Source organism: Thiocapsa sp. UBA6158, assembly GCF_002423035.1.
Classification (GTDB): Bacteria; Pseudomonadota; Gammaproteobacteria; order Chromatiales; family Chromatiaceae; genus Thiocapsa.
Genome location: NZ_DIUM01000003.1, coordinates 87,989 through 100,390, shown reverse-complemented (window position 1 = coordinate 100,390; position 12,402 = coordinate 87,989). Strand labels below are relative to the sequence as shown.

Annotated in this window: 8 protein-coding genes; 1 reads left to right on the top strand and 7 read right to left on the bottom strand. The window is 64.0% G+C overall.

The window, feature by feature from the left end; translation table 11 throughout:
* Positions 1-147 precede the first annotated feature (147 nt).
* The 6 genes from B4N44_RS00675 to B4N44_RS00650 form a co-directional block, all read right to left on the bottom strand.
* Positions 148-348 carry a cold-shock protein gene (locus B4N44_RS00675; RefSeq protein WP_175534457.1) on the bottom strand — a complete coding sequence of 67 codons (201 nt, stop codon included), beginning with the start codon at positions 346-348 and terminating at the stop codon, positions 148-150.
* A gap of 605 nt (positions 349-953) precedes the next feature.
* On the bottom strand, positions 954-2,297 hold the full coding sequence (locus B4N44_RS00670) for an EAL domain-containing protein (RefSeq protein ID WP_296695666.1): 1,344 nt from the start codon (positions 2,295-2,297) through the stop codon (positions 954-956).
* Positions 2,298-2,402: 105 nt separating this feature from the next.
* Complete coding sequence (locus B4N44_RS00665; RefSeq protein WP_296695663.1) at positions 2,403-4,433, bottom strand: ABC transporter ATP-binding protein; 2,031 nt, start codon at positions 4,431-4,433, stop codon at positions 2,403-2,405.
* 81 nt (positions 4,434-4,514) lie between these two features.
* Complete coding sequence (locus B4N44_RS00660) at positions 4,515-5,933, bottom strand: ABC transporter permease (protein WP_296695661.1); 1,419 nt, start codon at positions 5,931-5,933, stop codon at positions 4,515-4,517.
* A gap of 145 nt (positions 5,934-6,078) precedes the next feature.
* On the bottom strand, positions 6,079-7,059 hold the full coding sequence (locus B4N44_RS00655; RefSeq protein WP_296695658.1) for an ABC transporter permease: 981 nt from the start codon (positions 7,057-7,059) through the stop codon (positions 6,079-6,081).
* Positions 7,056-9,230 (bottom strand): ABC transporter substrate-binding protein, encoded by a 2,175-nt coding sequence (locus B4N44_RS00650; protein ID WP_296695657.1) that lies wholly within the window; start codon positions 9,228-9,230, stop codon positions 7,056-7,058. The genes B4N44_RS00655 and B4N44_RS00650 overlap by 4 nt, the downstream gene beginning before the upstream one ends.
* 269 nt (positions 9,231-9,499) lie before the next feature.
* On the opposite strand from B4N44_RS00650, the gene B4N44_RS00645 reads away from it, so the two are divergent.
* Positions 9,500-10,276, top strand: coding sequence for an enoyl-ACP reductase FabI (locus tag B4N44_RS00645; protein WP_296695655.1), 777 nt, complete (start codon positions 9,500-9,502; stop codon positions 10,274-10,276).
* Between the two features lie 90 nt (positions 10,277-10,366).
* Here B4N44_RS00645 and B4N44_RS00640 read toward each other — a convergent pair whose 3' ends face one another.
* On the bottom strand, positions 10,367-12,289 hold the full coding sequence (locus B4N44_RS00640; RefSeq protein WP_296695654.1) for a SurA N-terminal domain-containing protein: 1,923 nt from the start codon (positions 12,287-12,289) through the stop codon (positions 10,367-10,369).
* Positions 12,290-12,402 lie beyond the last annotated feature (113 nt).

Here is a 12,402-nt window from a genome sequence, read left to right as displayed (position 1 = left end):
AAACAAAGTGAGACAGAGTGCTCTCAAGGGCCGAAGCCCATTGAGAGCAGTGCGACGGGGAGCGGAGGCCGCAGGGCCGATCCTACGAAGAACCCCAGCCCCCGTCGGATCGAGCAATCCAGCTCGGCTCCGGGTGGTGTCGCGACCTCAGTCGGGAGTCACGTTCTCCGCCTGAGGGCCCTTGGGGCCTTGAGTCACTTCCATGGTGACCCTCTGACCCTCGAGCAGCGTTTTGCGCCCGGAGCCGTTGATGGCACTGTGATGGACGAAGACGTCCTTGCCGCCTTCGCGCTCAATGAAGCCATATCCCTTCTCGTCATTGAACCACTTGACCGTCCCGGAAACCAATTCACCTGGCATATCAACCTCATCACTTAACGGACCAACCTGAGTTGGCTTTACTTAAACCCAGCCTTGAAACAAGGCTAGTGTGTCCTCCACTCGGTCTGGAGTGGAATCTGAATCAAGACCATCTGACTCAGTCTTTATCATGCGTCGGATCCCGGTCACCGTAGGGCGGTCCATGGTTCGCGTGCAGCATGCCTTAACCGGATTTTTTGTTGTCGTTCCGTACCCCATAGCGCCGTGCAGCGCACCCTACCCGAGGATATCGATGCCTGCAATCGGCGTTGTTCCGCAGACGCCGATAAAGCGCTCGAAAGCGAATGCGCTGAACCGGACACGGAAACGTCTAACGGAAGGCGGATGCTCATCGTAACGGGATTGAAGAGGAGGCAGGAATAAGATGCGGATGTCGGAATGGGGTCGATCGTCTGATATCGGGATCTAATCTCGTGCAAGATCGGCATCAGGTGGACTCGAGCGATTCGAAGAACCTGATCCAAAGTCCATGCGCGAGGCGTTCACTTGCGCCTAGTGTAACGCGAAATTCGAAAAATGCGCGCCGATTGCAGCCGTCCGGGCAAAAAAATTTGCGCCTGGACGAAACCTCTTCAGCCCGACCGCACGGGCCCCTGCCAAGCCGGTCCGGAGCTGGACTCGACCCTCTGAATGCTGGGATACATGAGATTCCGGTAAGGCATGCTGACGAAATGCCCCTGAATCGCGTCCACGCCCGCGGCGAACAGCATCGGCAGAAGCTCGGCGTTGTCGACCGCCAAAGCGATCACCCGCATGCCCTCCTTCTTTGCACACTGCACCAACGCCTTGACGGCATCCTGCGGCACACGCCGCTCGACCAACCCCTGCGTCATCGCACGCTCGAGCTTCACATGTGTGATGAGGTCGCGGTGCTCGGCGAGAAAGGCGCAGTCCTTGATCCCGGCATCCTCGATCAAAAGGCCGTGATTCTTTGCTTGCAGCACCCGGGCAAACCGCTCCAAGGCGGCCCGCGCATCGGTAAAGGCGGACTTGCGCACCTCGATGACAACCGAACCGCGAGCAAGTCGGGCGGCCGAGATAAAGGCGCCGAGCGCCTTCGCCGTCTCCGTCGAGCTCAGTGTCTCGGTGGCGACGTTGATGAACAGCACCGCATCCTGCGCCCCGCATTCCTGCATCTCCTGAAGCGTCGCCAAGGCACGACGCAAAATCCACAAGTCGATCTTGCTCATCCAGCCGGCAGACTCCAGGATCGGCAGAAATTCAAATGGCATCAGTAGTTTGCCGGTGTCATCCTTGAGGCGCACCAGGGTCTCGAACATGCTGCGATGCTCTTCGTGGGTACTCAGGGAGATGATCGGCTGAAACTCGAGCGTGAGCCCGCCCGCATCGATCAGTGCGCGGATGCGGGCCTGATCGGCAACCGGACTCTCCCCGACCGCCGGCGCGCTGGACGCGGCATCGTCGTTGCCGGGGCGCGCGGTGGGACTCAGGTCATGGATCGTCGCCAGCATGACCGACCGCGAGGCACCCTGGTCGAGGATGCCCGCCGAGCGGCGAAGACCGCGCAGCTCCTTTCGAAGGGCACAACTCTGGAGCTCGCGCTCGCACACCATCAGAAGGTGATCCAAATCGTCGCGCACGACCAAGTCGGCGGCACCGAGACGATGGCCCTGTTTTGCACTCAATGGACTCTCGACCGCCTTCACCAGGACCAGCGAGGCATCCAGATCGTCCCGAATGGACAGGATGACGGCCTCCACGGCGAGACTCTCGACACTCGCGCCGTCACACAGGATCAGGTCCCACCAATCGGGACGCTCCAAGGCGTTGCGCAAGCCCTCGGGCGAGGTGACCTCGGTCAGATCGACCGCAATGCCCTGCCGGTTCAAGAGCGCTGCAATGTGCAGGTCCGAGGGCTCGGGGTCGATACAGAGGATTTGCTTCGCTTTGCTCATTACGATTGGACGGGGCCGCGCACGGATCCTGGTGGAGTGTCAGAACCATAAGGTGCGCCGGCGCGCAAGACAAGGGTTGCCGTCGAAACGGTCGGAGCGCTCGGCTCAGACCCGCAGACAATGGACGAGACGGGTCTTGCTCAGGCGCGCCTCCTGCGGATACGACAACGCACAGGCCGCGACCGCATCCGGGCAGCGCGGGTGAAAGTAGCAGCCCGAGGGCGGGTTACTCGGCGAGGGCATGTCGCCTGCGAGACGAGTCACCGTACGCCGCTTCTCCGGATCGATGACCGGTACGGCCGAGAGCAGCGCGCGCGTATAGGGATGACGCGGATCGTCGAGGATCTCGTCGACCCGACCGCGCTCGACCACGCGCCCGAGATACATGACCGCCACCTCATGCGCAAGATAGGCCACCACCGAGATGTCGTGTGTGATGAAGAGATAGGCGAGCCCGAGCCGATCCTGAAGATCCTTCAGCAGATTGAGGATCTGCGCCTGGACCGAGACATCCAGCGCGCTGGTCGGCTCGTCGCAGACGATCAGCTTGGGCTCGACCGCGAGCGCGCGGGCGATACAGATGCGCTGGCGCTGCCCGCCCGAGAACTCGTGCGGGTAGCGCTCGACGGCGTCGGAGTCCATGCCGACCAGATCGAGCAGCTCGACGACGCGCCGCATCCGCCCGGCCCGACTGCGCTCGATCCCGAGCGCATGGAGACCCTCGCCGATCAGATCGCCGACCAACATGCGCGGATTCATCGCCGCGTAAGGGTCCTGGAAGATGATCTGGAGATCCTTGCGGAAGGGACGCATCCGCCGATGCCCCAACCCGACGAGCTCCTCGCCACGATAGCGGATCGAGCCGCCGGTCGGTGTCGTCAACTGCAGGATGCCCTTGCCGGCGGTCGTCTTGCCGCAGCCGGACTCCCCGACCAGGGCCAAGGTGCGTCCCGGGGTCAGGTCGAAGGTCAGGCCGTCGACGGCGCGGACATGTCCGACGACACGGCGAAAGACACCGTCGTGGATCGGGAAGTGGACCCTCAGATCCCGGACCTGCAGCCTGGAGTCAACGGCTGCTTCCGGATCCGGCGCGTCCTCGAGCGCGGCATCCGGCCCTGCAACCGGATCTCGGAGCGCGCGCGTCAAACCCTCGGGCTGCGCACCGCCTTGGTCCCAGAGATGACAGCGCACACCTTGCCCGCTCGGCAGGTCGCGCCAGACGGGGGCCTGATCGCGACACTGCGGCATGACCGCATAACAGCGCTCGGCGAATCGACAGCCGACGAACGTCTGATCCAGGTGCGGGACGCGTCCCGGGATGACGGCCAGACGCGCACTGCGTTTGTCCGCACCGGGCAGACTCTCCATCAACTTGCGGCTGTAGGGGTGAGCCGGCGCGGCGAAGAAGGCCTCGGTCGTCGCCGTCTCCAGGATCTGGCCTGCGTACATGACGGCCAGGCGGTCCGCCGTCTCGGCGACCACGCCGAGATCATGGGTGATCAGGAGCACGGCCATGCCGGTCTTCTCCTGAAGGTCCTTCAACAGACGCAGAACCTGGGCCTGGATGGTGACGTCCAGCGCCGTCGTCGGCTCGTCGGCGATCAGGAGCTGCGGGTCGCCAGCCAAGGCCATGGCGATCATGATGCGTTGCTTCATGCCGCCCGAGAGCTGATGCGGGTATTCATCGACCCGTCTGGCCGGATCCGGGATGCCGACCGCGCGCATCAGTTCCACGACACGCGCCGGTGTGCGGTCGCGCGATCCGCCCTCGTGGACACGGACCGCCTCGGCGATTTGCTCGCCGACGCTCATCACGGGATTGAGCGAGGTCTGCGGCTCCTGAAAGATCATCGCCATACGCCCGCCGCGGACCCCGCGCATCTCGGCCTCGGTCAGACGCAGCAGATCGGTTCCGGCCAAGCGCACCGTACCCGCCGTGACCCGTCCGGACGGCGGCAGGAGGCGCATCAGCGAGAGCGCCGTCATGGACTTGCCGCAGCCGGATTCACCGAGCAGCACGAAGGTCTCGCCCCGGCGAATCTCGAGATCGATCGCGTCGGCGACCCGCACCGGGCGCGCGGCATCCCCGAGCAGCGTCGTCAGTCCCGAGACCTCGAGCAACACATCGGACGACATCAGACGCTTACCTTTTTCGTTTCGAAACCAACGATTGAACTGCACGGATGCACCGCAGGCGCCGGGGGCTCGCAGACGCGATCAGCGTGCACCCTTGAGCCTCGGATCGAAGGCATCGCGCACCACGTCGGCGAAGAGATTCGCCGCGAGCACCAAGGCGAACATGAAGATGAAGGCCGCAGTCAGGGACCACCAGACGACCGGATCACGCGCCAACTCGAGCCGCGCGCTGTTGATCATGTTCCCCCATGAATTCATGGTCGGGTCCACGCCGATATTGATGTAGGAGAGTACGGCCTCGGCGAGCACCAGTCCGCTGAAGTCCAACACCAGTGTGATCAGCACGATGTGCATGACATTGGGCAGGATGTGACGGCCGATCAGGGTGAAGTGACCCACGCCCAAGGCGGTAGACGCCTGGACATAGTCGACCTCGCGCAGCTTCAGCGCCTCCCCGCGCAGCAGTCGGCAGAGACCGGTCCAGCTGGTCACGCCCAGGATCAGCACCAGGAACAGCAGGCGCAGATCGGCGCGCTCGACCAGGCTCGCGAAGTCATCGGCATGGTTGCTCATGTAGACCTGCAGCAAGAGAATGGCCGCGGCGATCAGGAGCACGCCCGGTATGGAGTTCAGCGTGGTGTAGAGATACTGGATCACGTCGTCGACCCAGCCCCTGAAATAGCCCGCCATGATGCCGAGCAAGACCGCGGCGGGCAACATCACCAGGGTGGTCAGAGTTCCGATCAACAGACCGGTGCGGATACTCTTGAGCGTCTGATAAAAGACATCCTCGCCGACCTTGTCCGTCCCGAGGATGTGGTACTTGAGCGCCAGCTCGCCGGCAACGGCGCTGAGCAACAGCATGATGCCGAGCATCGCGAGGGCGGTCCGCCAGGGTGTCGGAGTGCGTCCCGCCAGGATGACCGCACGGGTCGCCGCCGGGGTCTCCCCGCGCGAGCGGGCGATCAACCAAAGGATGCCGGTCGCCAGCACGACCCAGATGACCAGGCCCTGCAGCGCACCCCAGGCGGCGCGCCAAGCGATGTCGAAGCCGCGCTGACGCGCGGGGTCCTCCAGATGCGCGCCACCGTATTCGAGCCGCGGAAAATCACGCACCAGGGTCCCGTCCGGCTGCTCGATCGCCTCCTTCACGAAGAGATGGGTGGCGAACGGCGCCGAATAGGTCTTCTCCTGACGCTCGCGCAACCCGCTCAACGCCAGGTCGAGCAGACTCAGGACCTCGGGCGAATAGCGGGTCTCGGCGCTGCCGTCGCCTTGCCGGTCCAGTGCAAGCCGAAAATGCACCGTGTCGAGCAACCCGACAACGACATAGAAGCCGAGCACCACAATGGTCGCCACCCCGACCCGAGAGCGCACGACACGCCGCCAGGGTGCACGCATGTGCTCGTGCCGCGAGGCATGGAGGACGAAGGCTCCGATCAACGCCAAGAGCAAAAACACTAGACCGTCGGTCCAAAGAACGACCGGCATCACGGGCATGACATGCATCCCGAGCAGTCGGGCGTGTGGGACAGTCGCCTCCAGCCGCCGGCCGCCAGCCACCTGCCGGCGACGCACACCATTGGGCCGGAGGCGGTCGTCAGAAGGCTGGTGGCTGGTGGCCGGCGGCGGACGGGGCTCTCGCTCATGACGACAACCGGACCCGCGGATCAACCAAGGTGTACGAGATATCCGTCAGGATCAACCCGACGATATAGAGCACGGCCCCGAGGAAGACCATCGAGCGCACGATCGCGAAATCCTGGCTGTTGATGGCGTCGATCGTGTAGCTGCCGAGCCCCGGGATCCCGAAGAAGGATTCGGTGATGAGACTACCCATAAAGAGCAGCGGCAGCACCACCACGACACCGGTCAGGATGGGAATGAGGGCATTCTGCAGGACATGGCGGAAGAGCACACGCCGCTCGCTCAAGCCCTTGGCCCTCGCGGTGCGCACATAGTCCTTGGAGATTTCCTCCAGAAAGAGGGTGCGATACCAGCGCGTGCCGGCCCCGATCCCGCCGATCACGCCCACGATCACCGGAAGGATCAGGAATTTCCAGGCTTCTAGGCCCGTGTCGTAGCCCGAGATGGGCACCAGGTGGAAGAGTTTACCGAGCAAAAACTGTCCGCCGATGATGTAGAAGAGGCCCGAGATCGACATCATGCCCACCAGCAGAACGACGCTGCCGATGTCCACATAGGTCGCGCGAAAAAAGACGATGAAGAGCGCGTAGGAGATGTTGAAGGCAAGCCCGACCAGCAGCACGGGAATGGCGACGGCCAAACTCGGCCACATCCGCTGGGAGATGTCGTAGCCGATATCGCGACCATTGTCGGACGAGCCGAAATCAAAGACGAACAAGCGGATCGATTTTTCGAAAAAGATGGTGTCGGTGAAGCGCGCGAGACCGGAGGCATCCGTCTTGTAGAGCAGCGGTCGATCATAGCCGTGTTCCCGCTTCCAGGTCTGGATCGCCTCCTCGGTGACCCGTTTCTCGCCGAGATGCATCCGCGCCATGTCGTCGGGCGCGTTGACCACGAAGAAGAGCACGAAGGTGATGAGGTTCACGCCGATCAGGATCGGGATCGCATAGATCAATCGCCGGATGATATAGGCGGTCACAGCGCGGTGCTCCGCTCGCGCCGCCACACCAGCCAGAGCGCCGGCAGGATGATCACCAAGAGGAGTCCCCCGATCGCCCACAGGGGCCAAAGGATCGGCGTGTTCCAGTCACGGCGCAGCCGCTCGCGCAGCTCGGGGTCGACCCGGCGGTATTTGAGTGTGTTGTTCGCCATCTGGTTCGGACTGGCGTTGTACATCCATTGATGATGCAGGCTAAACGCCTTGGGATTGAAGCCCCAGAGCCAGGGCGCGTCGGTACGCGCGATCTCGACCATGCGGTCGATCGCGGCCTGACGCTCCGGGCCGTCGTCCATGAAACGCATCGCGTTGAAGAGACGATCGAACTCCGGATTGGCATAGTTCGACGCGTTCTCGCCTTGATGCTCGACCTTGCCGTTCGGGCCGTAGAGCAGGAAGAGGAAGTTCTCCGGGTCCGGGTAGTCCGCGTTCCAGCCCCACATGAAGACCTGCCCGGTCCCGTTGCGGATCTTCTCCTGGAAGCGGTTGTAGTCGGTCGAGCGGATCACGAGCTCGATGCCGAGCTTGGCGAACTGCTTGCGGATCCAGTTCAGACGCGCGCGGTCGTCGGGGCCCGTCGCGATCGCCTCGTAGTTGATCGTGAGTGCCCGCCCGGTCGCTTGGTCGCGACCGCCCGGATACCCGGCCTGCTCCATCAGGACACGCGCCTCGTCGAGGCTCCGACGCACGACCCGGCCATCGATCCATTCGTAGGCGAACGGATTGATCCCCGCCTCGCCCTCGCGGTAGCCGAAGATCCCGGGCGGGATGGGTCCCTGCGCGACCAGACCGCGTCCGTTGGTAAAAATGGAGATGAACTCCTCGAAGTCCACCGCGATCGAGATGGCTCGGCGCAGGAGGCGTGCCCGCTCCGAGTCGCCGCCGATCACGGGATCGAGCATATTGAATCCCATGTACATGACGGACGGCTCGACCGATGTGAGCAGGCTGATCCCGCGCTCGCGCATCGCATCGGTCAGCACGGGCTCGCCCCCGGCGTCGATCTGAACGGCTTGATCGAAGGCGTCGGAGGCGATCCCGGAGCTGTCGTAAAAACCCTGCAGGAACTTGTTCCAGCGCGGGATGCTCTCCTTCTCGAGGCTATAGATCGCCTCCTCGATGAAGGGCATCGGCCGGCCGGCATCGGCGAGGATCCCGGATTCCGCGTCGCCCGGCATGCCCTCGCTCGGATAAGGCTCGCCGCGGAAATTCGGGTTGCGCTCGAGCACCATCCGCAGATTCGGATTGTTCTCCCCGAGCATGAAGGGCCCCGTGCCGACCGGATACCAGTCGAGCATGATGTTGCGCTCGCGCAGTCCCGGCTGGGCGTAGAAGACCTCGGCCTCCCAGGGCATGGGGGCAAAGAAGGGCATGGCGAGCCAGTAGGCGAACTGCGGATACTTGCCCTTGACGCCGATGCGGTAGCTGTAGGGATCCACGACCTCGACACCGGCGATCTCGGAGCTCCGCAGTCGGGCCACACGCTGCAACGGATCCGTTTCGGCGGCCTCGGCCAGGCCTTGTGCATACTCGTCGAACCCGAGGATATGTTTCTGCATCACCCCGGCGATCGGCGAATGCGTCCAGGGCGCGGCCAGACGCTTGATCTGATGGACATAGTCCTCCGCCGTCAGCTCACGCGTCCCGGTCTGCTCGAAGTCTCCGAGCTGCTTGATGCCGCGCAGATCACGTGCCGTCAGGGCATGATGGCGATAGTCGCCCGAATCGTTCGTGGCGAAGGCCGGATGGGGCTGGTAGCGGATCCCGGGCTGGATGCGGATCAGATACTCGCTGCGATAGATCGACTCGGCCGGTGCATCCTGCGGGAGCAGGTTGCCGTCGGCGTCGAAGTAGGCGGGCTCGGGCACCTCGAGCGCGGTGAGCGGCACCAGACGATAGGGACGCAGCAGGAAATGGTACTGCAGCGGCGGCTCGTAGATTTGGGCGAGGAAGGCATACTCGTCGGCGCTATAGGAGCGTGCGGGGTCCAGGTGCTTGGGCCGCTCGGCGAACGAGCTGTAGACCCGGTTGCCGGTCGCGTCATTCGCAGGGTAAGGATCATTCCAAGGCGCCTCGCCGCATCCCGCAAGCAGGATGGCGGCCACGCCAAGCAGAAGACGTCTTCGGATATCGAACCGCTCGATTGACCGCACGCCTGACCCTTTCACCGATAACCGAGTTTCTGTAATGTTAGCGAGGCACATGGGGGTAAGAAGCGAGATTGCATCGGCTTGGAGGTGTCCGCGCCGAGGCGGAGATGTCACGCGTCGGGCCCGCGACGGCGCCGATCGCGTTCTTCGAACGATCGCGCGGACAAGCTCTCGGGTGAATTCATCCGCGCATGCCCTTCCCGCCCCCGCCGATCTGCGCGCCTTGCGGCGCTGCCCATTGAACGCCCACTGAACGGAAGAGATATCGAATTATGGGATTCCTAAGCGGAAAGAAGATCCTCGTCACCGGGGTCGCGAGCAACCGATCCATCGCCTGGGGTTGTGCCGAGGCCATGCACCGCGAGGGCGCCGAGATCGCCTTGACCTATCAGAACGACAAGCTCAAATCCCGGGTCGAAGACATGGCGGCCAAGTGCGACTCGAATTTGACCTTTCCGCTCGATGTCGGCAGCGACGAGGACATCGAGGCCCTGTTCGCCGCGCTTGCCGAGCGCTGGGACGGCTTGGACGGGATCGTCCACTCGGTGGCCTTCGCCCCGCGCGAACAGCTTGAAGGCGACTATGTCGACGCCGTCACGCGCGAAGGCTTCTCGACCGCCCACGACATCAGCTCCTACAGCTTCGCCGCTCTGGCCAAGGCCGGCCGCGGGATGATGCAGGGACGCAACGGGGCGCTTGTCACCATGACCTATCTGGGCGCCGTGCGGGCCGTTCCCAACTACAACGTCATGGGGGTGGCCAAGGCGAGTCTCGAGGCGAACATGCGTTATCTCGCGGCCTCTCTCGGTCCGCACGGGACGCGCGTCAACGCCGTCTCCGCCGGTCCAATCCGCACGCTTGCTGCAGCCGGGATCTCGGACTTTCGCGACATGCTGAAGAAGGTCGAGGAACGCACACCCTTGCGACGCAACGTCAGTATCGAAGAGGTCGGAAATGCCGCCGCCTTCCTCTGCTCGGACTTGGCGAGCGGCATTACGGGAGACGTGCTGTACGTCGATACCGGATACCACATCCTGGGTCTGGGCTAGAGCCGCGGGGCGGCCGGGCAGTGGTACCGGCCGCCCGGCCGAGCGATTGCCCGCAGGAGAGCGACCGGCGAAGCCGGGTCTAACCTCGGGTCAGAGGTCCGAAGTCGTTTTGATCGGATTGCGCTCCACCTTGGCACGCAACTGCATGTCCCCGAGCATCCCGTTGTAGACGTGACGCCCGAGCAATTGAGCGAGCATCTCGGACTCGGATGCGGCTGAGGAACCTTCCGACGGCGTCGCTTCGCCGTCCTTCACCTCAGTGACTTGAATCACCGCCACGTCTCCATTCTCCAGCAACGTCGTGCCGACGCTTGCTCCGCCCTCGACGGGCGCAGGCAGGGTAAAGGCCAACTGCCGAACCGGCGCGGGAACACTCGCGAGATCTCGGCCCACGGGACCCGGGGTTTCCACTATCGCCGAGGGCATCGCCTCGGACCAACTCACGCCTTGTCGAAGCTGCTCGACAGCGGTACTGGCCGCCTGGAGGGCCGCCTCGCGTGCTCGCTCCGCGCGCAGCTCCTCGACGATCTCGTCCCGCACCTCCTCGAGCGGCCGAATCGCCGCTACACGGTGATCGGCAACGCGCAGGACGACGGCCCGAAGGACGTCGCGCTCGGGCTCGATCAGATCGCTGTTGGTGCGACCGACGAGAACCTCGTCGCTGAACGCGGCGCCCGTCACCCGGGGATGCGCGAGCACGCCTTCCCCGCCCGCGCGACCGATCCAATCGCTTTGCAGGAGCGTCAGGCCGAGCTCGTCGGCCGCCGGTTCCAGGCTATCCGGGGTTTCGTAGGCAACATTGGCGAGCCGCTCGCCGAGATCGTAGAAGAGGGACTCCGCACGCTGGCGCGAGACCTCGGCACGAAGCTCTTCCTTGACCTCGTCGAAGGGCTTCACCGCCGCGGGAATGATCCCGGTCACCTCGATCAGGTGATAGCCGAAGCGCGTGCGTACGGGCTGACTGAGCTCGCCCTCGGGAAGCGCGAAGGCAACCGAATCGAACACCGGATCCATGATGCCTTGCTCGATGGTCCCGAGCGATCCGCCCTCGCTCGCGCTGCCGGGATCCTGCGACTCGGATCGTGCGACCTCGTCGAACGCCTCGCCCGCGAGGATCCGCTCCCGAATGGCCTGCACCTGCGCCTCGACGGCCTGCGCCGACGCATCGTCCGCGTCCTGCGGGACGGTCACGAGCAGATGGCGCACGCTGCGCTGCTCGGCCCGACCAAAGCGTGACTGATCCTCCTCGTAGAGTCGCAGTAACTCCTCGTCGCCGATCTCCGTACCCTTCGCAAGCTCGCCGACGTCGAGCACGAGGTAATCCAGCTTGACCATTTCCGGGCTTTGGAAGCGTGCCGCGTTGGCCTCGTAGAAGGCCTGGATGACGTCATCTGAGATCGGTGCGTCAGTGCGGAAATCCGCGGCGGGCATGACGGCATAAGACAGCTCGCGCGTTTGACCGGCGAGTCGCCGATAGTCGCCGAGCTCCCGGCTCGTCATGAGCTCGCTTCCGACGACAGCGCGCAGCAACTGGTTTCCGATCAACTGCTGGCGCAGCTGCTCCTCGAATTGCGCAGGAGAAAGCCCTTGCAGGCGGAGCAACCGCTCGTAGGACTCACGATCGAAACGGCCGTCGCGCTGGAAGGCAGGTTCGGAGAGGATCTGCAGACGCACCTCCTCGTCCGACACCCGCATGCCGATGCGGTTGGACACGTCCAACAGCAGCGTTTGCCGAATCATGTCGTCGAGGACCTCGGCACGCAGGCGCCCTTCTTCGAAGAGCGCCGGATCGTAGGCCGCGCCGAGACGCTCGCGCAGCTCGCTGCGCGCCTGTTGAGCACGCCGGCTCAGGTCACGGTCGGTGATCTCGACCCCGTTGACCTTGGCAACGACGGGCTCACCGCCGACACCCAAATAAGATTGGATGCCCCAGAGGGCGAACGGAATACTGATGAGTCCGACGATGACCCAGGCGAGCCAGCCCTGGGCACGTTCCCGAATGGCTTGAAGCATGAGGCTTTCAACTGCTGATTGGGGAGATGGAGGATGGATCCGGGATAGAAGCCGGGGATACCGGAGGTGGAATCCCCGACTGGCAGTGATGGCGGAGCGGACGGGGCTCGAAC

Coding starts and splice junctions, on each gene's coding strand:
- B4N44_RS00670 (WP_296695666.1), bottom strand. CDS start 2,297: ATGAGCAAAGCGAAGCAAATCCTCTGTATCGACCCCGAGCCCTCGGAC.
- B4N44_RS00665 (WP_296695663.1), bottom strand. CDS start 4,433: ATGTCGTCCGATGTGTTGCTCGAGGTCTCGGGACTGACGACGCTGCTC.
- B4N44_RS00660 (WP_296695661.1), bottom strand. CDS start 5,933: ATGCCCGTGATGCCGGTCGTTCTTTGGACCGACGGTCTAGTGTTTTTG.
- B4N44_RS00645 (WP_296695655.1), top strand. CDS start 9,500: ATGGGATTCCTAAGCGGAAAGAAGATCCTCGTCACCGGGGTCGCGAGC.
- B4N44_RS00640 (WP_296695654.1), bottom strand. CDS start 12,289: ATGCTTCAAGCCATTCGGGAACGTGCCCAGGGCTGGCTCGCCTGGGTC.